Genomic DNA, 23,758 nt, shown 5'->3' on the forward strand with positions numbered 1-23,758 from the left:
CAAAAGGCGAAGCAGATCCGCGAGAGAACAAGAAAACTATCAGAAAGCCCAAAAGTAACCTGCTTAAGATAATGAATATCTGCCAAAAGCATGGCTAAGATACTGCCTCGAGGAGCTGGCGAAGAAAACCCTCATCCCCATCAAGCGCCTGAAGGAGTTCGTGGATCAGATTGAGTAAAACCAGCTTTTTGCTCTTATTCTTTGCTCTTCCAAAAGGCTTTTTTGGAGTTTCTTCGAAGTACTATTGTGATAGCCATGAAAAAAATCGAAGCAATTATCCGGAATGAAGATTTTGAGAACGTCAAGAAGGCCCTGAAGAGTGCCGGTATTATCCCGATGACGGTCTACCCCGTCCAGGGCAGGGGCGTTCAGGGTGGTGTTCCCCCATATGATCTTCTGCCCAAGGTGAAGATCGAGCTCGTCGTGAAGGACGAGGACGTTGAGCGAGTCATAGAGATTGTTGCTAGAAACGCTAGGCGGGGCATTCCCGGAGACGGAAAGATATTTGTTCTGCCCGTTTATGATGCCATTAGGATAAGAACAGGGGAGAGGGGCAACGAGGCCCTATATTAAAGGAACGCGTGCCTGTGCTTGTAGAGGGCGTAGCTCGCGTAGCCAAGCAGAATCAAGCTGGCCGCTCCCGCGAGCAATATTATGGCTGCTATAGCCTGAGCGAAGGCAAGGCTCTTGCCGAGCTCTTGAGCTATCCTCATGAGCTCTTCCTGGTTAGTCAGTGCGTATATCCCATACCTTATCGAAAACGCTCCCATGACCATTGGTATGGGCATAACAGCAAAGGCGAGCATGAGTCCGAGATTTCCTCTCTTCCTCATACTAAGCATTGCTAAGAGTGTTGGAATTATCAATATAAGGGCTGTCACGGCGTAAACCGGTCCAAAAATTCCTGAGACAATGTAGAACGGGATCATCCCAAATAAGAACGCCCGATAGGCTCTGTGGAGAACCTTAACTTCCCCAGCGAAGTCGTAGGGAGCGGCCTTTGAGTACTTGTTGAGGACCACAATGTCTTTCATGTATTCCTTTTCCCCCATCTTTTCGAGGTATCTGTCGGTGGTGTTGTTCTTGATCTTGACAGCCCTTTTGAGGAAGAAGTTGGCAAGCTCCTGATTGTCCACGGCAACGTTCTCCGACAGTTCCATGAAGTTTCTCCTCGCCTCTTCGAGGAGCTTTAGGGCTTTCTGCTTATTCTTATCTGAGAGCTTGGTAAGGGAGTTAATTTTTTTCTCAATATCCTCAATGGTCTGCGCTACATCTCGCAGAATCTCTTGGCTTTTCATAAAAGCACCTCCAAAAGATAAAATAAAAGGGAGCTTTAAGCCTTTTGCTCCTTTTCGGCACGAAGTAGCTTTGTAATGCTCCAGTACATCAGGGTAAATATTGAACCCCACGCAAATATTAGGAATACCAGAGCGCCTGTGTCCATTTTCATCACCTCAGAGTTTTATGAGCACCTCGTTCTTTGCGAGCTCTTCGCCGTACTTCTTCTTGATGGCCAGGTAAGCCTCGATAGCACCGATGACGAGGATTATGATGATAACTATCCTAGCCCTAATGATGAGGCTGATGATTTCTGGGGTGTAGTCGTAGCCGAGAACCTGAGTGACGTAGGCCTCTGAGACGCTGAAGGCTCCTTTCTTGATGTAGTCAAGGGTGTTGCCACCGAGGAGGAACAGCATGAACAGCGGCGCTATTATGGTCATTATTGGCCTGTACCACTCTGGAACTTTAATGTAAGCACCCTTGTGGAGCTCCTCCCAGAAGTTGTCGGGCTTGAAGAGCCAAACTGCAACTATGATGTCGAAGAGACCAAGCAGCACGAGGAAGTAGGAACCAACCCACATGTCGAGCTCGCTGAGGTACGCTAGGGTGCTGTCAAGGGCAACTGGCAGTCCAAGCAGGAACAGGAATATGAACACTAGCCAGGTGCCAACCTTCCTCTCAATGTGAATGTCCTCCTCGAGCATGGCGACGAGGTAGTTGTAGGTGGCTATAGCTGAAGTGAATCCCGCGAACCAGAGCAGGAGGAACCACATGGCACCGAATATCTGACCTGCCGGCATGTTGGCGAAGACGTTCGGAAGGGCCATGTATGCGAGACCGACACCACCCTTGACGGCCTGCTCTGGACCGAGGTAGGCGAAGGCTATCGGGATGGCGAGAGAACCACCGAGGATGACCTCTGCGAACTCGTTGAGTGAAACTGTGGCGAGACCTGAGAGGGCAACGTCGTCCTCAGGACCGAGGTAGCTTGCGTAGTTGTGTATGATACCCATACCGAGGGACAGTGTGAAGAATATCTGTCCCGCCGCTGCCAGGCTTATCCTGAAGAAGTTCTGGCTGAGTGTCTGAAAGTCAGGCTTCCAGATGTACTCGAGACCCTTGATGGCGCTCCACTCTGGCTTTACGGGTGAGCCAAGGGTCAGTGCCCTGAGAACCAGGAGTACAGCGAACACGTACAGGAGGGGCATCATGACTTTAACCCAGCGCTCGATACCTTTGCTAACTCCCTGCCCAACTGCTATTCCAAGGAAGAGCATCGTCAGTCCCCAGAAGAATATCACTGCCTTGGTGTTGGCGACATAGTCAAGGAAGAACTGCACTGTATCCTTGCCGAAGTAGGCTCCGGTTAGGCTGTAGTAGGTGTAAGCCGCGGACCAGCCTATGACCTGATAGTAGTATGAGCTGAGCAGGGAAGCGACCGAGAAGGCCAGCATTCCACCGATGATACCGAAGATCATGGCTGTCCTTGGCTTGAGGCTCTCCCTGGCCATGAGGTAGAACATTGGTCCGATTGTACCGTGTCCGTATTTACCACCGTAGCGACCGGTGGTCCACTCAATCCACATCACAGGGATTCCCAGGAACACCAACGCTATGAAGTACGGTATCATGAATGCGCCGCCACCGTTGCTAGCGAGCTGGTATGGGAACCTCCAGAAGTTTCCAAGACCTATGGCATTTCCGGCCATGGCTAAAATTAAACCAATCTTGGTTGCCCACTGATCCCTCTGTTCCACATTATTCACCCCCGTTCTTAAATGCGTGGGTAACGAAACCCCGTGTACTATAACGGGGCATTATGTATGGGCTCTTGCATTCTATAAAAAGCTTTCTAATGCCTCTTTTCGATAAAAGACGATTTACTTGGCCACAAAATGGTTGAAATTCTTTTCTTGTCATTTTGTTAGTACGTCAAAATAACGTAAGTAGATATCTGACATTATGACAATAGTTCCCCAATTTAAGGATGCTAATGACAAAGAATATCCCAAGACCTAAGGCAAAGATTTAACTTGTGGTCAACAATAAATAGGGAGGGGTCGATGATTGGAACGAGAGTGAGCTGAGGCATGATGACCGACTTCTCGCTGAGACCCCCTCAGTTTAACCTCATTTCATTCGTTTTTATTCAGCGCTGCTTTATTATGTTCGTTAATGTATAAAAAATCTTGGATGTACAGCCCTGTTTTTGCCTTAAAATTTCGGTAGATTTTTTCTTTTGGCCGAAAATTTCCGTATATAACTTTTTGTTTGAAATTAACCGTTCTCCTGCCTCCTTTAGCGAAAGGTTTATATATGCAAACGTCTAACTGGGTATCGCAAATTACCGAAACCCGAGGTGGGAAAAATGGTCGAGATTGACCCATTTGAGATGGCCGTTAAGCAGCTTGAGAGGGCTGCCCAGTTTATGGACATAAGTGAAGAGGCTCTTGAGTTCCTTAAGAGGCCCCAGAGGATTCTTGAGGTCAGCATCCCCGTCGAGATGGATGATGGTTCTGTTAAGGTTTTCACCGGTTTCCGTGTCCAGTACAACTGGGCACGCGGCCCGACTAAGGGTGGTATAAGGTGGCACCCTGAGGAGACCCTCAGCACCGTCAAGGCCCTTGCCGCCTGGATGACCTGGAAGACCGCCGTTATGGACCTCCCGTACGGCGGCGGTAAGGGTGGTATCATCTGCAACCCGAAGGAGCTCTCTGACAGAGAGAAGGAGAGGCTCGCCAGGGGATACATAAGGGCTATCTACGACATTATCAGCCCGTACACTGACGTTCCTGCCCCTGACGTTTACACCAACCCACAGATTATGGCCTGGATGATGGACGAGTACGAGGCTATCAGCAGGAGGAAGGTTCCAAGCTTTGGTATCATCACCGGTAAGCCGCCTGGAGTCGGTGGTATTGTTGCCAGGATGGATGCCACCGCCAGGGGCGCTGCCTTTACCGTCAGGGAAGCAGCTAAGGCCCTCGGCATGGATCTCAAGGACAAGACCATCGCCATCCAGGGCTACGGTAACGCCGGTTACTACATGGCCAAGATTATGAGCGAGGAGTTCGGTATGAAGGTCGTCGCCGTCAGCGACAGCAGGGGTGGCATTTACAACCCGGACGGACTCAACGCCGACGAGGTTCTCGAGTGGAAGAAGAAGAACGGCAGCGTTAAGGACTTCCCAGGTGCCCAGAACATCACCAACGAGGAGCTCCTCGAGCTCGAGGTCGATGTCCTCGCCCCGAGCGCCATCGAGGGCGTTATCACCAAGGACAACGCCGACAAGATCAAGGCCAAGATCATTGCTGAGCTCGCCAACGGCCCGACCACCCCGGAGGCCGACGAGATCCTCCACGAGAAGGGTGTCCTTGTCATACCGGACTTCCTCTGTAACGCCGGTGGTGTCACTGTCAGCTACTTCGAGTGGGTCCAGAACATAACTGGAGACTACTGGGACCTTGAGACCACCAGGGCTAAGCTCGACAAGAAGATGACCAAGGCATTCTGGGACGTTTACAACACCCACAAGGAGAAGAACATCAACATGCGTGACGCCGCCTACGTCGTCGCTGTCCAGAGGGTCTACGACGCCATGAAGTGGCGCGGATGGGTGAAGAAGTGATCCTTCTCTCTTTTCTTACACCTTTACCAGCTTCTGGCCTTCTTTCCATCACGTAAACCTGCTGGCATTTTTCGCTAATGATAAAAAGAGGAGATTGTCCCCGAGGCAGCTAGGGACAGAAATGGGGACTATGGGTTTACCTTCCGTCTCTTAACCGCTTTATTGGCCCTGTCAGTATCTGACCCTCTCTTATTAACCCCTCCGGCCTGTAGTAGATTATCAATAGGGCTAAAACACCAAATAGAATGTATTCTAGCCATACTGGCTCAAAGGGTATGTGTAGTAGCTGTACCAGCTGGAACTTGTAAGTCTCTATTAGAACTTTCAGCGTCACAAAGATAGCTGTTCCAAGGAGAACTCCTCTGTTATTGCCCCTTCCCCCTAGGAGTATCATGATGAATGGGTAGAACGCCCACTCAATCCTAGTGAATGCGCTACTTATCAGGTTAAGAGCATGGAAGCCATAGAGGACTCCGCCGAGAGCTGCTATTCCCGAGCCAATAATTGAGGCTTTAATCCTAATCCTCATAACGTCCCGACCGAAAGCCTTCACAACTTCCTCGTTCTCCCTGTGGGCCTTCAACAGTCTTCCAAAGGGTGTGTTGAGAAGTTTCTCAGCGAATATGAATACCAGTACCATTACCAGGAGAACAAGCCCTATGAATACCCACTCCCTGTTGCTTCCCGACAAAAAGGCTAGTGGGTCTGGAACCGCTGTTCCATAGTACCCGCCCATTAAAGATGGAGTGTAGTAGGCCAGCAGAAACGTTACCTCACCTATGGCCAAGAGCGTCATTCCGAGGTAATCCCCCTTGAGCCTAGCGCTCGGTAGTATGAAGAGGGCACCCAAGAGGGCCCCGAACAGGAAAGCCAATGTTAGAGAGCCAAAGAAATAAACCAGTCCATAGATGGGGTGGACTGCGAAGAGGCTGTTGGCTTTGAAGACGAGATCGGTGGTTCCAGTTATAAGATCGCCGTCGATTCTGAGCATAGCCATGAGGATACGATTTACAGCTCCACCAAGCATAATCGCCCCTATAAGGACGGCGAAGTGCCTTCCGAAGTTTGGTATTCCTGTGTAACCGTACTCAATGTTCAGGCTTATGTTTACTACCGCATATATCCCAATCCAGACGAGTATGAGCTGGAGCAGTTCCATGATCATCTCATCAACCTCCTCCAGACCTTTGTGCCGGTAATCCCCTCGGGCATCAGAAGTAGTACGGCTATCATTATCATGAGAGAAACCACCTTTCCGTAGACGAGAATCCCAGTCCCGAGAACGTCTGAGAGACCGAAGGTAACAAGTGACTCGGAAAGGCCTATTATGTACCCGCCAATGAGACCACCGCTGATGTTCTTTAGTCCACCGACTATACTGGCCGCGAAGACTGACACTATTATAAAGCCTCCAGTTCCGGGTACTGTCTCCTGAAGGAAGGGCAAGACTGCACCAACCATGCCCGCCAGTGCCGCCGCCAGAAACCAGGAAAACAGCCTCGTCCTCTCGACGTCTATCCCCATTGCTTCGGCTAGGGCAGGGTTTTCCATCGACGCCCTTAGAGCGGTTCCGAACTTGGTGCGGTACAGCAGGATGTAGAGTGCGACGAGCGTCGCAACTACAAGGAGGCTGGAAACGACTAACCTGCCGGGAATTCCTGACACAGCAAAGTCAGCGTTCGTAAAGACAAATTTGCTAGCGTTTCTCTTGAATGCAGAACTTATGACGTCTGAATAGGCACCGAGTAGGCCGTATAGGATAATGTCCACCGCCAGTGTGGCCATCATCAGCATATCAACCGAAGCACCTTTTCGGATTAAGGGCTTCAGCGTGAGCAGGTAGACAGCTATACCAAATAGACCTCCTGTAATAGGAGCCGGAATGAGAGCCAAGTAGGGGTTGAGCCCGAGCCCTACGTAGAGCGTGTACGCTAGATACGAACCTATCACCGCGAAGGAACCGTGGGCAAAGTTTGGAACTCCAGTGGTTATGTAGGTGAGCGTGAGCCCTAGGGCCAAGAGGGCCAACAGGTTGGCGTAGGTCAGCGCACCTTCAAGAACACCCATCGACATCACCCGCCTCAAGCTTTTCCGTCTTTTCCCCAACGATTTCAACGTCCTCAATTATGCCGAGGAAGTGTCTCTGGAATTTATCATCCGTTATAAGCCTAACTGGGTCTCCCTCGTAGAAGACCCTACCACTAACGAGCATGTACCCCTTGTCACTTATCTCCAGGGCCTTCTTTGCGTTCTGCTCTACGAGAAGGACCGTAAGCCCGTGATCGTCCCTCATCTCCACTATCTTTCCGAATATTACGTCGGCAAGCTTGGGAGCGAGCTGGGCAGTCGGTTCGTCGAGGAGTAAAAGTTCACTGTTTCTAATTAATGCAGTCGCCATGGCCAGGAATTGCCTCTGACCACCACTTAGGTTCCCGGCCTTTCTCTTCAACAGGTTTTTTATCTCCGGAAACACCGAGAGAGCAAGCTCTAGCCTGTCTTTGAATTCTTCTTCAGAGAGTATGTAGCCGGCCATCCTGAGGTTCTCCATGACGGTTAGATTAGCGAACACGTTGTTGGTCTGGGGCAGGTATGCCATTCCCATCCTTGTTCTTTTAAAGGGGGGTAGTTTCGTGACGTCGGTGCCTTTAAACAGTATCCTCCCAGAGTAGACCGTCGTCAGCCCGAAGACCGTTTTCAGGAATGTTGACTTTCCGGAGCCATTGGGGCCAACTATCGTGGTGATCTTTCCCTTTTCTGCCTCGATACTCACGTCAAAGAGTATCTGGAGCTTTCCATAGCCGGCGTTAACTTTTTCTGTCTTCAGCATGTCTAACCCCCCATGTATATCTCGGCCACGCGAGGATCGTTCACAACCCTTTCAATACCCACTCTGCCCTTGCCCTCGGTGAGAACCTTGCCGTTGAACATTACATAGAGGTGGTCTACGTATCCTAGGACTATGTCGAGCCTGTGCTCTATGAGGAGCACGGTTATCCCTTGCTCCTTTAAGCTGACAAGCTTCTGGAGTATGTCGTGGGCAAGGGACGGTGCAACTCCTGCAACGGGCTCGTCCATGACTATCAACTCGGGCTCAGTCATCAAGGCCCTCCCGATCTCGAGGAGCTTCATTTGACCACCACTTAGGCTCCCTGCTGGTCTGTCCCAGAGATGGTCAAGCTTAAGGAACTTCAAGAGCTCCCACGCACGTTCTACGTACTCCTCTTCCGTCTCTAACCACTGACTTTTTCTGAGGGCTGAGATGACTCCCTCACCAGGGTGGACATTGGCTATGAGCATGTTCTCGAGGACAGTGAGTGATTTAAGTAGCTGGGGAGTCTGAAAAGTCCTGACGATACCTTGGCGATACACTTCGTTGGGAGGCATGTTGGTTATGTCTTCTCCTTTGAAGAGAACCCTGCCACTATCAGCCTTCAAAAAGCCCGTTATCACGTTTATCAGCGTGGATTTCCCTGAACCGTTGGGACCTATTATGAGTGTCAGGGTTCTCTCATCCACCTTAATACTCACTCCATCAACGGCCCTTAACCCACCAAACGTTTTGACAAGATTTTCAGTTCTCAGTATAGTTCCACCCATCTAGACCCCCCGATGGACTTCGATAAAACAAAACAGAGGGAGAGGCTTTAGTGCCACTCAACCTCTCCGGTCGAGGACTTCCAGAGCCCGACCATCTCCCAGCTTCCATCCTTAACAGCCCATATGGCATAGTCGCCACTAGCCCTGTCGTTCCATTCGTCGAGCTCTATGTCGCCGGTTACTGATGAAACGCTAAGTTCTCCAGAGCTGTATTTTGACAGTATTTCCTTTATTTTCTCGACCATCAAGTCAGGATCGTAGGTTCCATTCTCTTTCAAGACCTCGGCATAGGAGAGAGCAGCAACCCAGGCCGCGTCGTAGGCTATGAGGGCATACTCACTGGGCTCTATTCCGAACTTCTCTTTGAACCTCTCGATAAGCTTCTTTCCTGCATCGCTCTGGGCGTAGAACTGGGTGGAGAACAAGGCAACCTTTGAGGCCTTGTCTCCTGCCTCCTCAACTATCTTGTCGCTGAGCACGTTTCCGTCCGAGCCAAACCACTTGACGCTAAGCAGTTCTGAATCGTCAGGAATCTGGGAGAGAAGCGTCGCTATCTCGTCAAACCCGATGACCCACACTGCCACTTGGTCAGCCGAGTACTTAGATAATAGAGAATTAATTCCATCCTCTGCCTTTGAGATGTACGGTGACCAGTCTGTTGGTTCTGGATTGCTGGGATAGCTTATGTCCTCGGCGATCTCGATATCACCCTTAATCTGTTCGATCGTCGCATCGTGCAGTCCTTTACCCCAAGCGTCTCCACGGTAGAGGATCACGAGCCCCTTGATTCCCTTGCTTTTCAGCTCTGCCGCTATAGCCTCGCTCTGGAATAAGTCTGTTGGAACGAAGCGGAACACGTACTTTTTCTCCTCGGGACTTGCGAATCCAATGAACTTTGGTGGCGCGGTCGATGCCTCGGAGATAACCACAATCTTGTGGGCAGCCACGTAGCTCCTCATGTTCTTAAGCTCACCGCTTGATGTGGGTCCAATTATCACCTTAATACCCTGGGCATCGAGAGTCTGGACTTTTTCCAATGCAACTTTGGGATCAGTCCTCGTGTCTTCAAAGTAAATTTCGACCTTAAAATTCATATTGTTCTCGGAAAAGTACCTGTTTATGTCCTCCTGAGCCAGCTCAAGGGCGTTCTTTATCTTCTTTCCGTCCGATGCTATCGGTCCTGACAAGTCAAGCAGGGCACCGAGTTTGATTATCTGAACCGAAGAGCTGCTAGACTGTTGGCTGGACTGGCTTAGAGACTGGGAAGATCCTCCTATACAGCCCGCTGCAATTACCAGCAGGCTCACCAAGAGGAGTGCTGCCAACTTCTTCATGGTGATCCCTCCTGAATTTTTCTCCGCCTATCAAGTTTACCAAGGTTAAATGTTTATCGAAGGTTTTTTTGAATCTATGACAAAATTCCTAATATTTTGCGACCATGCATATTAGGATCGTGCACATTCCTTAAAAAATGATTGACATTCTGTCAACATGTATAATTATAATTTGACTATAAATCAGAATAAATTAAATGTCGTTGTCCAAATGGGTGCACACTGTCGGCATAATCAGAAAAACATGGGGGATGGAATACTTGTATTCATGCCTTAGCCCAGTATTCTTTCTCTTCGACCATTGCCCTTATCATCTCGTCTTCGTCCTTGAACATGGTTCTTCTCGATGGATTCTGCATGCCGTAGAACTCCATGAAGGGGCTTGGCCTCCTCTCGAACGGGTAGTAAAGGTATATTGCAGCAAGCGTCCGATAGGCCTCTGCCATTTCACTGATTACTCCCGCTGAGACACCTTCAGCGTAATGATAGACGGCTATAGCTTTGCTGACATCGACCAAGTTGAAGTCCCTCTCCACAAGCTGTCTTCTTAGGATGTCGGTAGCCTGCTCTATGTCTTCCCTGTCAAGCTCCTCAACCTCTTCGCCGTCGAGTAGGTGTTTGATTTTGATCCTCTTAATCGAGGGATCTTTGTTCACCTGGTTATCATACTCGGCAACGACCCACCAGTCGTCGAGGGCGCCAGGGTCAAGGACTGTGAAGTGCTCGCTCAGCTTGTCGTAGAAGTCCCTGACGCGGTGGTAGTACTCATCCTCGTGGCCCGTCATCGGGTAACTGAGATAGATTATGGGCTTCTCGTTCTCCCTGAAAATCAAGTTGAGGAAGACCTCATGTGGATGCCTTATGCCGAACTGGAGGACGTAGCGGACTTCAAGGCCTTCTTTCTTCAGCTCGTGGACGAGGGTCTTCACGTGGTTTATGGCATCCTCACGCCACATGACGAGAGTCGTGAGCTTTATGTTCTCGGGGTCTTTGCCGAAGCGCTCGAACCACTCAGGGTCGTTTATTATCCTCCTCCTGACGGAGAGAACGTCGTCGAGGACTATTATAACGCGGTTCGGCTTCAGGAGCTTGAGGTTGCTGGTAGTAAAGCCTATAACACTTCCGCTTCCCCATCGGAAGAGGCTAGGAGTTGAGACAAGGTGGTACTTCTTATCGCTCTCATCTATCTCCTTTCTTATTCTATTGAATGCCTCGTCCCTTATCTCGTTCATCAGATCTTGGTGACTTATTGCGAAATCCAAAACGTTCTTCCGGGTTATTTTAACGCCCAGTTCTTTACCGACTTCCCTTATGTAGTCGAAGACGTGGTAGTATGTGTAGCTCTCTCCGTTTGCAATCTTGAGGGCCTCGGTTATATACTCGTCTCTGCCGTTGAGAGGGGGGCCTGTTAAGAGTATTACCTCCTTCATTCTACCACCCTAGAAGTCCCCTTAGGACGAAACCTTTAAATACTATTCCCCTAAACCGCACTTGTAGAAGTTCTTCTATTCTAAAAGCATACCAGCAGGGGTGTTGTAATTGGCTGAAAAGCTAAAGGGAACGACTACGGTCGGCATTGTATGTAAGGACGGTGTTGTCCTAGCGGCGGACAGGAGAGCATCGCTCGGCAACATGGTGCTGTCAAAGGAAGTCACTAAGGTGTTTCAGATAGACGACCATCTGGCTCTAGCTGGAGCTGGGAGCGTCGGGGACATTCTCTCGCTCGTTAGACTTCTGAGGGCTGAGGTTAAGCTCTACAGGGCCAAGGTCGGGAGAGAGATAAGCGTTAAGGCCCTCGCAACGCTTACTTCTAACATTCTCCACGGGAGCAGATTCATGCCATACTTTGGGTGGTTTCTCATAGCCGGTTATGATGAGAAGCCCGCACTGTATTCCCTCGATATGGCGGGCGGCGTTACAGAGGATAAGTTCACCGCAGCCGGCTCTGGAATGGAGCTAGCCTTCGCAGTTCTTGAAGATGGGTATAAGGACGACATTAATGTTGAAGAGGGCGTTAAGCTTGCCCTCAAGGCTATAAAAATTGCCACGAGGCGTGATGTTTTCACAGGCGATGGAATAACACTCGTAACCGTGACGGAGGAGGGCTACAGGGAGCTGAACAGAGAGGAAATAGAGGCTCTTCTGAAGTGAGGTGGTGACTTTGATAAGGAGAGAGACGTTCGTTGACGACATTCTACGTGATATAAAAGCGGTAATCTCGCAGATGGTTCCGAGGGAGGCTAGAATAACAGACATCGAGTTCGAGGGACCGGAGCTCGTCATCTACGTCAAGAACCCCGAGGCAATAATGCAGGATGGAGAGCTCATCAAGAACCTCGCCAAGGTTCTCAAGAAAAGGATAAGTGTCAGGCCTGATCCGGAAGTTCTTCTCCCGCCGGAGAAGGCCGAAGAAATGATAAAGGAGATAGTTCCGCCGGAGGCAGAGATAACCAGCATCAGCTTTGATCCGTCCGTGGGTGAGGTCCTCATAGAAGCCAAGAAGCCGGGTCTAGTGATAGGTAAGAACGGTGAAACGCTCCGCTCAATAACCCAGAAGGTTCACTGGGCTCCCAAGGTGATACGAACTCCTCCGCTCCAGAGCCAGACGATATACTCCATCAGGCAGATACTCCAGACCGAGAGCAAGGACAGGAGGAAGTTCCTCCGTCAGGTCGGCAGGAACATCTACCGCAAGCCCGAACTCAAGAGCGAGTGGATAAGGATAACCGGTCTAGGAGGCTTCAGGGAAGTCGGTAGGAGTGCCCTTCTCGTCCAGACCAACGAGAGTTATGTTTTGGTTGACTTCGGTGTTAACATAGCTGCCCTCCGTGACCCCAAGAAGGCCTTTCCCCACTTCGATGCTCCGGAGTTCCGTTACGTCCTGGATGCAGGCCTTCTCGATGCGATAATCATAACTCATGCTCACCTCGACCACAGCGGTATGCTTCCATATCTCTTCCGCTACAAGCTCTTCGACGGGCCAATATACACGACTCCACCTACCAGGGACCTTATGGTTCTCCTCCAGCAGGACTTCATCGAGATTCAGCAGATGAACGGTGTCGAGCCGCTTTACAGACCTAGGGACATCAAAGAGGTCATCAAGCACACCATAACCCTGGATTACGGCGAGGTCAGGGACATAGCGCCAGACATGCGTTTAACGCTCCACAACGCCGGCCACATCCTTGGTTCTTCTATAGTTCACCTCCACATAGGAAACGGACTTCACAACATAGCAATTACCGGAGACTTCAAGTTCATCCCAACGAGGCTTTTCGAACCGGCCGTTTCAAGGTTCCCAAGGCTTGAGACCCTCGTCATGGAGTCTACCTACGGTGGAAGCAACGACCATCAGATGCCGCGTGAGGAAGCTGAGAAGCGCCTGATTGAGGTCATTCACCAGACAATAAGGAGGAAGGGCAAGGTTCTCATTCCGGCCATGGCCGTCGGTAGGGCCCAGGAGATAATGATGGTTCTCGAGGAGTACGCGAGGGTTGGTGGCATAGAGGTGCCGATTTACCTCGACGGAATGATTTGGGAGGCCACCGCCATACATACGGCCTATCCAGAATACCTCAGCAGACACCTCCGCGAGCAGATATTCCACGAGGGCTACAACCCATTCCTCAATCCGATATTCAAGCCCGTCGCCAACTCCAGGGAGAGGCAGGACATCATAGACAGCGGTGAGCCGGCGATAATCATAGCTACTTCAGGCATGCTTGTCGGCGGACCAAGCGTGGAGTACTTCAAGCAGCTCGCTCCGGATCCAAAGAACAGCATGATATTTGTCAGCTACCAGGCAGAGGGAACCCTCGGAAGACAGGTGCAGAGGGGACTCAGAGAAATCCCGCTCGTCGGCGAGGGGGGCAAGACCGAGGTCGTCAAGGTCAACATGGAGGTTCACACCATCGACGGATTCTCAGGTCACGCTGACAGGAGGGAGCTCATAAGCTACATAGCAAGGCTGAGACCCAGGCCCGAGAGGATCATAACAGTCCACGGAGAGCCTCACAAATGTCTTGACCTCTCAACAAGCATCCACAAGAAGTTCGGCATCAGCACGAGGGCCCCAAACAACCTCGACGCAATCCGGCTGAAGTGATGGGTATGTTCGTTAGGTGTCCCTCCTGCTGGAGGCTCTATTCTTCTCTTATTCCCCCCACGTGCTCCTGCGGCGAGCCACTTAGGATAGCCTACGACTACGAGAATGTTGATGTGTCAAGATGGCGAAACAGGGATAAGGGCGTCTGGCGCTACAGGGAGCTTCTGCCAGACGTTAATGAGATTATCAGCCTCCACGAGGGTGGAACGCCTCTTCTGAGAGCCAAACTTGGTGAGGAACTCGGACTAAACGTCTTCATCAAGGATGAAACGAGGAACCCGACCGGCTCCTTCAGGGACAGGCTCATCACTGTTGCCGTTTCCTATGGCCTACCCCATGCTGAGAACGGTTTCGTCGTTGCCAGCAACGGGAACGCGGCGGCTTCCCTCGCGGCCTATGCAGCCAGAGCTGGCAAAGAGGCCTACACGGTAGTCCCCAAGCTCATAGAGAAGTGCAAGCTAACTCAGATTGTTGCCTTTGGGGCCAAAATCATACGCTACGGCGAGAGCGTTGACGAGGGCATAAGCTACGCTGAGGGGCTGGCCGAAGGTAAGGGCCTGTACAACATCACCCCCGAGAGCAACCTGATTGGTCTTGAGGGCCAGAAAACGGTGGCTTTCGAGCTCTGGGAGGAGCTCAACCCTACCCATGTGATAGTGCCTACTGGAAGCGGCAGCAACCTTTACAGCATCTACAAAGGTTTTAGGGAACTCCTAGAGATTGGCGTAATCGAGGAGATGCCCAAGCTCATAGCAGTTCAAACTGAGAGATGCTCCCCTATAGCGAGCGAGGTTCTCGGCGTTGAGCCTAAGGCCGAGCCGACCAAAGCTCTGGCTCTCTACGTCAAGAACCCCCTCACGAAAGAGCTCGCCCTTGAGGCTATACGGGAGACGGACGGAACTGCAGTCCTCGTTGGGGAAGACGAGCTTGATTTGGGCGAGAGGCTCCTCGCGAAGGAGGGTATCTTTGCCGAGTACGCTTCGGTGGTAATAGTTCCGGCACTCCTCAAGCTCGCCGAGGAGGGCTATTTTGAGAGGGACGACAGAATAGCCCTAATCGTGACGAGCTCCGGATTAAAAGGCCACTATTCGGAGGGCAGGGAAAAGTTCACCCTTGGGGGAACCAAGCTCGAAATCCTAAAGCTGCTCAGCGAAAGGAGCATGTATGGCTACGAGATATGGGAAGCACTGGAGAAGCCCCTCAAGTATCAGGCCGTCTATCAGCACCTGCGCGAGCTCGAAAGCCTCGGTCTCATAGAGGAATCTCACAAGAAGGGACGGCGCGTGTACTACGGGCTCACGGAGAAGGGTAGGAAGTTCCTCGAGACGCTCTCTGCCTAACGGAAAGGTTTTAAAACATCTTTTAAAAGCTAACCGTAGGTGAAGAATGTGAAGCTGACGATTGAGCATAAGTTTTCACTGTCCGTGTATCTATGGGGACTGATCACCGGATTAATCAGCGGAATAGCTGCAGCTAAGGTTCAGTACGGCTGGCTGCTCGGCATCGCGCTATACTTCGTCATCGACAAGTTCGTGCTCGCTCTAATAAAAGAGCTGCCACCAGAGATAGAGGACGAGCGCATGATTCTGAAGAAGGCCTTCTGGAGCTGGTTCCTGTTCTGGCTCTACTTCACCATGCTCAGCTACACGCTAGTGATAAACTTCCAGCCCCAGTTCTACTCAAACCAGAGCCTGCTGTATCAACTCACGCAGAACGGAGCGGTGGCGGGGTGAGCGTATGGAAGAACTGAAAAGAGCCGTCGCAAAGGAGGCCCTGAAGTTCATCGAGGATGATATGGTAGTGGGCCTCGGTACCGGCTCAACAACCGCCTATTTCATCGAGTACCTTGGCAAGCTCATCATGGAGGAGGAGCTTGAGGACGTCTACGGTGTTCCAACCTCTTATCAGGCACGGCTTCTCGCTCTCGAGTACGGCGTTCCGGTGGTCAACCTTGATGAAGTTGATGCTATAGACATAGCCGTCGACGGCGCTGATGAGGTTGACCCGTACCTCAATCTCATAAAGGGGCGCGGTGCGGCTTTGACCATGGAGAAAATCATCGAGTACCGCGCCGGAACCTTCCTCGTCCTCGTTGATGAGAGCAAGCTCGTGGAGAGGCTCGGCCAGAAGATGCCGGTTCCCATAGAGGTTATTCCTGCCGCTTGGCGCGCAATAGCAGAGGAGCTCGAGGTCTTCAACGCCACGGCTGAGCTCAGGATGGCGAGCAAGAAGGACGGTCCGGTCGTTACAGAGAACGGTAACTTCATCCTCGACGCGAGGTTCCACAGGATAGACGACCCGCTCGACCTCGAGATAGAGCTAAACAACATCCCCGGCGTCGTCGAGAACGGCATCTTTGCTGACATAGCTGACATTGTCCTCGTCGGTACGAGGGAAGGAGTTAAGAGGATGGAGCGCTGAATTCTTCGATTTTGTCTTTTCTATGCGTCTCTTCTATGTTGGCCTTCTGTGAATGATCTGGGACTGTTAAGTGCACAAAACCCTGGGTTCAGCATTTCAGAAGCAGTTAGAATCCTTCCGCCAGCGCTTGCTCTGCAAGTGCTGTACTGGTGGGGCCGCCGGGATTTGAACCCGGGTCACGGGCTCCCAAAGCCCGCAGGATGGACCAAGCTACCCCACGGCCCCCTGCCCAGAATAGCCCTTCAAGAAGTTTGGAGCCCCGGGCGGGGTTTGAACCCGCGACCTGCCGCTTACCAAGCGGCCGCTCCACCAGGCTGAGCCACCGGGGCGTCGATGATACCATGCAGGTGAGCATTTATAAATTTTTCCCTTCGCCCATTTTTGCCACGAGGCCCTCAAGAACCTCACGAAAGTTGGCCGCGTCGATCCACTTGATGCCCATCTTCTGAGCCCAGGTGAGTATCCCGACATCAGCAGAAACTATCGTCGCATCGAGCTCTTTTGCTAGTAAGATAAGCTCAAAATCTTCCTTGCTATCAACGATGCCCTCACGGAGGGCTTTGCGGTAGTTCCGCCTCAGCTTCTGGATTATTCTATCGACGTTGTCAGTTTCGATTACACTCTCGCGGACGGCTTTCTCAGCGACGCGGAGGCCCTTGTCTATGCGCCTCCTTATGTCGTCAATCAGTTCGTAGACTACAAAGGCGGGAATCTTAATGTCGTGGACGTTGGGGGGCTTCTTTATGATGTAGAGCTCGATTTCAGGCAGGAGTTCGTCTTCATCGACGAAATGCATAACCTCGCGGTAGATACCGGGGGGCATGTAGAACTCCACCCTACCGAAGAGCATCTCAGCATATCCAAGAAATGTTCTCATAGCCTCGGTCGGGTTGTCCCCAAACTTTCGCCTTATTTCTGGATTGACAAAGATGCTCGTATCGAGCACGAACCTCATGACCACCACAAGCTTATTTAAGCGGGGAAGTTTAAAACAGTTAGGTGGAAAGTATGAGAGTCGGAGTCGTTTTTGGAGTAAGCGAGCTGGCAAGTCCAAAGACCTTTGAGAAGAAAGCATCTAAGTTCATAACCGAGCTCGCGAAGGAGTTCGACGTCGTTGGGGGCTTCTTTATTTCCACCAAGAGGGACTTCAAGGAAGCCAAGGAAGAGGTAAACTTCAATGAGGTTGATGCGATAGTCCTTTATCCTCTGACTGGTGGAACCGAAGGAGCCTTAAAGGAGTTCGCGGTTTACAGAAGGCCGATAATAATCTACGGCGACACATTCAATAACTCCCTCGCGGCGGGAATAGAGCTGCGCGAATACTTCAGGGACAGACTAGTTCCCTCAACCCTCGTCAAGGACTTTAACGGACTCAAAGCGGCCCTTCTCGGTTACGAGGACATGAAAGAGACCCTCGACAAGTTCCTGAGGATGCGCCTTGGCATAATAGGCCGTGTCTCGCCGTGGCTCATAAACGAGAAGTTCGAGCTACCCTACACCAGCATAAGCCTCAAGAAGTTCTACGAGTACTATGAGGCAACGACCGACGCTGAGGGCTGGAAGGTTGTCGAGGAGATAGTGGCAAAGGCCAGAGAGATAAAAGAACCCAAGCGGGAGGATCTGGTCAAAGCCGGGAGGATTTATCTAGCCATCAAGCGCATCCTTGAGGACTATCACCTGGATGGTTTCACAATAGGCTGCTTTGACCTCATAATGAAGATAAAGGCCACACCCTGCTTGGCCCTTGCGATGTTCAATGCGGAGGGAATTCCAGCGGCATGCGAGGGAGAGCTGAACGCACTCCTAGGGATGGCGATAGTGAAGCGTTTCTTCGACAAGCCAGCATTCATGGGCAACATAGCTGACTACGGCGACGACTACATCATCCTTGCCCATTGTACCGCTCCCCTCATCAGTGGATACATCATAAGGTCACACTTTGAGAGCGGAATGGGAGTTGGCGTTGAGGTCGAGCTGCCAAAGGGCAAAGCCTCACTCCTCAAAATACGCGGCAGAAAAGCCGTCGTTGCCGGTGTTGAAGTCGTTGGAAGGGAGCGCAGCGAGCACCGCTGCAGAACCCAGATGAAGCTCCGGATAGAAGAAGCTAGGGACTTCATAGACGGCACCCTGGGCAACCACCATCTGCTGGTTTATGTGGATAGCGAGGAGCTGGCGGATCTCCTCAGCGAACTTGGCTTTGAAGTCATGCTGTACTGATGTCCATAATGTATTTTTTTCTACCTCTTTTTGGACAGTTACCCACCCAAAATTTTATTAACCAAAAGTTACTTAATATATATTGAGAGGTGAAAGGGGGTGATAGCATGAGGCGAGCCCAGGCTGTGGTAGAATACCTCATGATGACGGCACTTGCCTTAGTGATGGCCATGTTCACCATTAGGATAGCCCAAAGAACGGCCAGCGATGCCGCCACTCAGATTACGAGAACCTCCGAGGAAATAATAAAAACAATGAACGAAATGATAGAGGATTGAGGGGGCTATGCCCCCGCAGAAACTCTGACTCCGTAGAACTTCAGGCCAAGCCAAGCAGCGACTCCTGTCCCAATGATTATTGGGTTCAGTGTCACTCCTGCTAGCCCAATGACCACTAGTATTATTCTAACCCACTTCTTCAGGTGTGTCTTATAGAATCCAGTCAGTGCTATCGCCAGCAGGTACATTATGAACAGAGTCGCCAGGAGGTAATAGAGCACCCTGATTGCCGTTGCAATGTTCCATTCTGGAACCGTTATCAGGAACATCTCCGGGTGAGTGAAATAGATGTAGGGTCCTATGTAGCCAGCTAAGGCGTACTTGACCGCGTTCATGGCAGTCTTCCAAAAGTCTCCACCAGCTAAAGCTGAACCTGCGTAGCTTGCTAGGGCAACCGGTGGAGTGACGTCTGCTAGTATACCAAAGTAGAAGACGAAGAAGTGCGCCGCGAGAAGAGCTATCGCAGTGGCGAAGCCTGGAACTGGCTGGTCGTACGGGGCAACACTTTGAACCGCATTGAAAATAGCAGGTGCCGCAACTAGAGAGGTGATAATGTAGTTGGCGGTCGTAGGAACTCCCATTCCTAGGATGAGGCTGAATACCATAGTAAGGATCAGCAGCAGTAATAGGTTCCCGGCAGTCAAATCAACGAGGCGATATCCAATGCGGGTAACGAGGCCGGTCATTGTTAGAACTCCCTGAATCAAGCCTGCAGAAGCTGCTGCTAGCATGACGCTGGTACTGGTTTTGCCTGCGTCAATGACTGACTCATAAGTCGCCGAGTACATCCGCCTGCCCTCTTCACTATTGGATATGTATCCCACGATGAGAGAGAAGGCAATTCCCATGACACCGCTCATCAGCAGTATCTGCTCCTTGGTCATTCCGAGATGCTTGGTGAGGGCTATGAAAAGTATGAACATCAGGCTGATATAGAGTTTTTCGTTGAAGTCTACTAGGTCCGTCATAAACGCTAGGCCCACCAGTACAAGCGAGAGAACCACTAAAAGACCCGCAACAAGTCCTGTCATTGACTTTCCTGTAAACATCATGAGAGTCGTTAGGAGGACAATGCCGACATAGAACCCTTCGTGACCATTTATCTCGTCCCTAGCGATCCAGGCTACCCAAATGGCAATTCCAAGGGATGAGATGGCAGATATGTGGGGTGGGATTCCCCAGACGAGAGCGACTGTAATGACTGCTACGGGCAAGAGGATATAGAGCTTTCTGAGGAAATACCCGAGCTTCTTTGACTCTTCAACTGCCATGCTCTTGAGTCCAAGCCTTTTAGTCTCGAGGTCTATGAAGATGTAGACGCCGGAATAATACACGAGAGCGGGGATGACGGCAGCTATTATCAACTTGTTGTATGGTATTCCAAGGAACTCGGCCATTATGAATGCTGCTGCACCCATTATTGGAGGCATCAGCTGTCCGCCTGTTGATGCAACCGGCTCAACGGCACCGGCTATCTCGGGGGGATATCCAGCTTTTTTCATGAGGGGTATCGTGAAAGTTCCAGTTGTGAGGACGTTTGCAACACTAGATCCGCTGACGGTTCCCATGAGGCCACTTGAAACAACGGCGGCCTTTGCAGGTCCACCCGGACGGGAACCGAAAAGCGCTATCATGAATTCGGTAATGTAGTCGCTGATGCCTATCCTGAGAAGGAATGCTCCAAAGAACACGAAAGCAAATACGTATATTGTCATGACGAAGAACGGAATTCCAAAGATTCCTTCATCAAAGTAGAGTTGCTGGGTAAATCGTATCCAGTTGAAGCCTATGTTGTTGATTCCGTATAGCAGAAATACTGTGACAACGAGTGGCAGAACCCATCCGAGGACTCTACGTGTCGCTTCAAGGACGAGAATTATTGCCATAATGCCAAATATGACATCGGTCTGTGTTACTTCGGCGAACTCAGCGTAGCGTTGGTAAACTGCAAACAGGTATAGTGATGAGATAACTCCGAGAGCTGCCAGTACATAGTCATAAATTGGTACCTTTTTCAGGTATTTCTCTTTCTTACGAATTGGGTAGAGCATAAACGTAATAAAGAGTATCATGGCCAAAACAAATGCTTCTCCCTGTTTTGTTTGGAACGTCGTCTTCAGAAAACTTATTTCGATACCCATACGGGAAAACATGTCGTATAGTGTGTAATTGAAGTTGAATATAAACAGTATTTCGTAGATGCCTATAAGAATCGCTGCTATGGTTACGAGGCGTTCGAGCGAAGGAGGCAGTACCCGGATCTTTTCGAGCACAACCCCCTCGACTTCTTCCGCTTTCTTTTTAGGCTTTTTATCCTCCACGGCCATTTTAACACCTCCCAATCGCTATCTCGAACAGACTGCATTCCTTAACCTCAAATTCAACAAGGGTTTCTCGTCTGGGTGAAAAAACTAACTTCCCATTTACCCAGATTTCAGCGCTATTCAAGGGGATGAACCAGAAGTCCAAGCTCTCCCCAAGGGGAATGTTGATTTTCTTGACGTAGTAACCGTTTTCTGTGGATTGAATATCTTCCGGGAGACCCGCACCGAAATCCCTCCATCGCATTTCCTCCGCGTAGATGCCACTCCTATTCACTTTCAGGACTTCGATGACTTCACTTCTTTGGACACTGTGGACGTATTTTATGGTTACGTTAACATCCCCCAAAAGGAAGACGCTCTTTGAGACTCCATCGCTTATCATGAAAACCTTCAGGGGATAGGAGAGTAGAATTAAAGATAGCAGGAAAGTCAAAAAAATAAAAGACTTCCTCAAGGATGCTCACCCATTCAAGGTTTGAGCTCTGACGGGATAGTCATGCCATTCTCTTCGTAGTATTTAGCGGCTCCAGGATGGAGCGGGATGCTCATGCCATCGAGTGCAGTCTCGAGGCTTATGTACTGGGTCTTGGCGTGGACTTTCTGGAGCTCGGCAACGTTGTCAAAGAGTATCTTGGTCATCTGATACACGACGTCCTCTGGGAGATCGGCACTGACGACGAGAACAGCTTTAACTGCAACTGTCGGAGTGTCTTCAGTCATTCCGTTGTACGTGTCCTTGGGGAGAACCTGCCTCACATAGAAGATGTATCCCTCATCTTTAAGCTTGTTTAGAATGTCGTCTGGAATCGGGAGAATCCTGACGGGAGTCTGAACGGCAATCTGATTGACTGCAGGTGTTGGAGCACCCGAGACTATGACTGCAGCATCAACCTGACCAAGCTTGAGACTCTGAGAAGCTTCGCTAAAGGCCTGGTTAACTTTCTGGATGCTGTCCCATACCCCTGCAGCTTTGAGTATCTGCTCCGCGGCAACAGCAGTACCGCTTCCGGGGGCGCCGATTGCGACCTTTTTGCCTGCAAGGTCTTGGAGGCTCTTTATGTCACTGTCCGCCCTCACGACAAATTGGACGGTTTCAGGATACAGCGCTGCAACACCACGGAGCTTCTCAATCTTGTTGCCCTCAAACATGTATAGACCGTGATATGCATAATATGCAACATCATTCTGCATTATAGCAGCTTGGGCAGTTCCATCACCAATGGCTTTAGCATTGGCAACACTCGCACCGCTGGTAACAGCCTTAGCATTGACACCGTTCTTGCTGAGTATCTCTGCGTATTTTGAGCCCAGTGGGAAGTAAACTCCGCTGGTTCCACCGGTGTAGATAGTTATCTCCTGGGTCTGCGTCGTCTGACCTCCTTCACTGCCAATACAACCAGCTATAACCACTGCAAGAACCAAAACGGCAACGAGCCCGATTGACATCACTTTTTTCATCTTTTGTGCACCCCCAAACCTTAATGTGCATACATGGTCAAACGACCACATTAGGATATTGGAGTATATTTCGGGTTATATAGTTTGCGTTACTTTTTCGTAAATCTTCCTTATGAAATTTTGGGCACGAAACGTCGTACCCTCGGTATCCACTAGACAAAAGTAAAGGTTCGGACCGGGTAAAGCCTTTTAATTCCCGAGCCGAGCATCAAGGGGGTTGCAAGATGAAGGTAATAATGACGACGAAGACAGACCTAGCTTCAATGAACATAATGGAAAAACTGGTGGAGAACTTCGGCTTTAAAGAAACTGACAGGCTCTTCGATGGAAATCCCGTCTATTCAAAGGGCGATACGCTCATTCTGACCACCAACGACGAGATGATTTACTACGACAACCTCGACAAGGCCATCGAGCACCAGCTCGGTCTCGTCCCTGAAATCATAGTCTTCGCCTCGAGGCACTCCAGCAAACAGAAGCTGCCTGCACTTACCACTCATATAACCGGTAACTGGGGCAACGCAATGTATGGTGGAAAGGACGAGAGCCTGGCCATAGCCCAACCGAGCGCAATGAAGCTTGCGCTCCTCAAGATGAATGAGCTCAATGATCTGAACTGGATCATCTGCTATGAGGCCACACACCACGGCCCGAGTGAGCTGAACGTCCCGAGTCTGTTCATCGAAATAGGCTCGAGCGAGGAGGAGTGGGTGAACGACAGGGCAGGAGATATACTAGCAGAGACAATAACATATGTGCTGGATAAATACAGAGAGACCAAGTTCCCAGTTGCCATAGGGATAGGTGGCGGTCACTACGCCCCAAAGCAGACAAAAAGGGCGCTAGAGACAGACCTGGCATTCAGCCACATAGCACCAAAGTATGTCCATCCGCTCAAGAAAGAACTCATTCTCAAGGCCATCGAGAGAACCGCCGAAAAAGTGGATGCCATATACGTTGATTGGAAGGGCAGCAAAGGTGAAACGAGGCAGATGGCGAAAGCTTTGGCTGAGGAGCTCGGCTTGGAGTTCATACGGGACTGATAATCGAAATCTTTAAAGATGTTAAGCGGGATTTTAAAATCAGCACTCGACTTTAGCTAAATTTATATA

21 protein-coding genes, 2 tRNA genes and 1 pseudogene are annotated in these 23,758 nt (G+C 50.5%); 10 read left to right on the forward strand and 14 right to left on the reverse strand.

The window, feature by feature from the left end; genetic code table 11:
• The first annotated feature begins 255 nt into the window (after window positions 1-255).
• Window positions 256-573, forward strand: coding sequence for a P-II family nitrogen regulator (locus tag TON_RS00810; RefSeq protein WP_012571112.1), 318 nt, complete (start codon window positions 256-258; stop codon window positions 571-573).
• On the opposite strand, the gene TON_RS00815 is transcribed toward TON_RS00810, so the two are convergent.
• Complete coding sequence (locus TON_RS00815) at window positions 570-1,298, reverse strand: hypothetical protein (protein WP_012571113.1); 729 nt, start codon at window positions 1,296-1,298, stop codon at window positions 570-572. The two genes, TON_RS00810 and TON_RS00815, sit on opposite strands and share 4 nt — an antisense overlap.
• Before the next feature lie 156 nt (window positions 1,299-1,454).
• The gene (locus TON_RS00820) at window positions 1,455-3,038 is read right to left on the reverse strand and encodes a sodium-dependent transporter (protein WP_012571114.1); all 1,584 of its coding nucleotides are present in this window, start codon (window positions 3,036-3,038) and stop codon (window positions 1,455-1,457) included.
• 611 nt (window positions 3,039-3,649) lie between these two features.
• Here TON_RS00820 and gdhA point away from each other — a divergent pair.
• Window positions 3,650-4,909 (forward strand): glutamate dehydrogenase, encoded by a 1,260-nt coding sequence (gdhA, locus tag TON_RS00825; RefSeq protein WP_012571115.1) that lies wholly within the window; start codon window positions 3,650-3,652, stop codon window positions 4,907-4,909.
• A gap of 136 nt (window positions 4,910-5,045) precedes the next feature.
• Here gdhA and TON_RS00830 read toward each other — a convergent pair whose 3' ends face one another.
• The 6 genes and pseudogenes from TON_RS00830 to TON_RS00855 all read right to left on the reverse strand — a co-directional run bounded on the left by TON_RS00830 (window position 5,046) and on the right by TON_RS00855 (window position 11,270).
• Window positions 5,046-6,074 carry a branched-chain amino acid ABC transporter permease gene (locus TON_RS00830; RefSeq protein ID WP_012571116.1) on the reverse strand — a complete coding sequence of 343 codons (1,029 nt, stop codon included), beginning with the start codon at window positions 6,072-6,074 and terminating at the stop codon, window positions 5,046-5,048.
• Window positions 6,071-6,982, reverse strand: coding sequence for a branched-chain amino acid ABC transporter permease (locus TON_RS00835; protein WP_202964949.1), 912 nt, complete (start codon window positions 6,980-6,982; stop codon window positions 6,071-6,073). Before TON_RS00835 ends, TON_RS00830 begins: the two co-directional genes overlap by 4 nt.
• 262 nt (window positions 6,983-7,244) lie before the next feature.
• A pseudogene (locus TON_RS10785) lies at window positions 7,245-7,736 on the reverse strand (branched-chain amino acid ABC transporter ATP-binding protein); the annotation flags it as partial.
• A 2-nt stretch (window positions 7,737-7,738) separates the two neighbouring features.
• Window positions 7,739-8,506 carry an ABC transporter ATP-binding protein gene (locus TON_RS00845; RefSeq protein ID WP_012571119.1) on the reverse strand — a complete coding sequence of 256 codons (768 nt, stop codon included), beginning with the start codon at window positions 8,504-8,506 and terminating at the stop codon, window positions 7,739-7,741.
• A 47-nt stretch (window positions 8,507-8,553) separates the two neighbouring features.
• On the reverse strand, window positions 8,554-9,840 hold the full coding sequence (locus tag TON_RS00850; protein ID WP_012571120.1) for an ABC transporter substrate-binding protein: 1,287 nt from the start codon (window positions 9,838-9,840) through the stop codon (window positions 8,554-8,556).
• Between the two features lie 266 nt (window positions 9,841-10,106).
• Entirely contained in the window at window positions 10,107-11,270 is a 1,164-nt protein-coding gene (locus tag TON_RS00855) for a P-loop NTPase family protein (RefSeq protein ID WP_012571121.1), read from the reverse strand.
• 109 nt (window positions 11,271-11,379) lie between these two features.
• Between TON_RS00855 and psmB the strand changes: the two genes are divergently transcribed.
• The 5 genes from psmB to rpiA are packed head-to-tail and all read left to right on the forward strand — an operon-like array spanning window position 11,380 to window position 16,369.
• A complete protein-coding gene (gene psmB, locus TON_RS00860) occupies window positions 11,380-11,991 on the forward strand; it encodes an archaeal proteasome endopeptidase complex subunit beta (protein ID WP_012571122.1) in 612 nt (203 codons plus the stop codon).
• Between the two features lie 10 nt (window positions 11,992-12,001).
• Window positions 12,002-13,948: a beta-CASP ribonuclease aCPSF1 gene (locus TON_RS00865; protein ID WP_012571123.1), complete on the forward strand. Its 1,947-nt coding sequence runs from the start codon at window positions 12,002-12,004 to the stop codon at window positions 13,946-13,948.
• A 5-nt stretch (window positions 13,949-13,953) separates the two neighbouring features.
• Entirely contained in the window at window positions 13,954-15,288 is a 1,335-nt protein-coding gene (locus TON_RS00870; protein WP_012571124.1) for a pyridoxal-phosphate dependent enzyme, read from the forward strand.
• Window positions 15,289-15,327: 39 nt separating this feature from the next.
• Window positions 15,328-15,681, forward strand: coding sequence for a hypothetical protein (locus TON_RS00875; protein WP_337998363.1), 354 nt, complete (start codon window positions 15,328-15,330; stop codon window positions 15,679-15,681).
• Window positions 15,682-15,685: 4 nt separating this feature from the next.
• Complete coding sequence (gene rpiA, locus TON_RS00880) at window positions 15,686-16,369, forward strand: ribose-5-phosphate isomerase RpiA (protein ID WP_012571126.1); 684 nt, start codon at window positions 15,686-15,688, stop codon at window positions 16,367-16,369.
• A 147-nt stretch (window positions 16,370-16,516) separates the two neighbouring features.
• Here the strand turns inward: rpiA and TON_RS00885 are convergent.
• From TON_RS00885 to TON_RS00895, 3 genes are all read right to left on the reverse strand, one after another.
• Window positions 16,517-16,594, reverse strand: a tRNA-Pro gene (locus tag TON_RS00885).
• 27 nt (window positions 16,595-16,621) lie between these two features.
• Window positions 16,622-16,698 (reverse strand) — tRNA-Thr (locus tag TON_RS00890).
• Between the two features lie 26 nt (window positions 16,699-16,724).
• The gene (locus tag TON_RS00895) at window positions 16,725-17,324 is read right to left on the reverse strand and encodes an RNA ligase partner protein (RefSeq protein ID WP_012571127.1); all 600 of its coding nucleotides are present in this window, start codon (window positions 17,322-17,324) and stop codon (window positions 16,725-16,727) included.
• Between the two features lie 53 nt (window positions 17,325-17,377).
• Between TON_RS00895 and TON_RS00900 the strand changes: the two genes are divergently transcribed.
• Together TON_RS00900 and TON_RS10325 are read left to right on the forward strand one after the other, a co-directional pair.
• Window positions 17,378-18,586 (forward strand): hypothetical protein, encoded by a 1,209-nt coding sequence (locus TON_RS00900; RefSeq protein WP_012571128.1) that lies wholly within the window; start codon window positions 17,378-17,380, stop codon window positions 18,584-18,586.
• 107 nt (window positions 18,587-18,693) lie between these two features.
• The gene (locus tag TON_RS10325; protein WP_012571129.1) at window positions 18,694-18,864 is read left to right on the forward strand and encodes a hypothetical protein; all 171 of its coding nucleotides are present in this window, start codon (window positions 18,694-18,696) and stop codon (window positions 18,862-18,864) included.
• Between the two features lie 5 nt (window positions 18,865-18,869).
• On the opposite strand, the gene TON_RS00905 is transcribed toward TON_RS10325, so the two are convergent.
• Genes TON_RS00905 through TON_RS00915 form a run of 3 tightly spaced genes read right to left on the reverse strand, consistent with a single transcriptional unit; the run spans window position 18,870 to window position 22,646 of the window.
• A complete protein-coding gene (locus TON_RS00905; RefSeq protein WP_012571130.1) occupies window positions 18,870-21,191 on the reverse strand; it encodes a TRAP transporter permease in 2,322 nt (773 codons plus the stop codon).
• Between the two features lies 1 nt (window position 21,192).
• Window positions 21,193-21,642: a DUF1850 domain-containing protein gene (locus tag TON_RS00910; RefSeq protein WP_012571131.1), complete on the reverse strand. Its 450-nt coding sequence runs from the start codon at window positions 21,640-21,642 to the stop codon at window positions 21,193-21,195.
• Window positions 21,643-21,656: 14 nt separating this feature from the next.
• A complete protein-coding gene (locus TON_RS00915) occupies window positions 21,657-22,646 on the reverse strand; it encodes a TAXI family TRAP transporter solute-binding subunit (protein ID WP_012571132.1) in 990 nt (329 codons plus the stop codon).
• Window positions 22,647-22,870: 224 nt separating this feature from the next.
• Between TON_RS00915 and TON_RS00920 the strand changes: the two genes are divergently transcribed.
• On the forward strand, window positions 22,871-23,689 hold the full coding sequence (locus TON_RS00920; RefSeq protein WP_012571133.1) for a D-aminoacyl-tRNA deacylase: 819 nt from the start codon (window positions 22,871-22,873) through the stop codon (window positions 23,687-23,689).
• The last annotated feature ends 69 nt before the right edge of the window (window positions 23,690-23,758 follow it).

It is taken from the genome of Thermococcus onnurineus NA1 (genome assembly GCF_000018365.1).
Taxonomy (GTDB): domain Archaea; phylum Methanobacteriota_B; class Thermococci; order Thermococcales; family Thermococcaceae; genus Thermococcus; species Thermococcus onnurineus.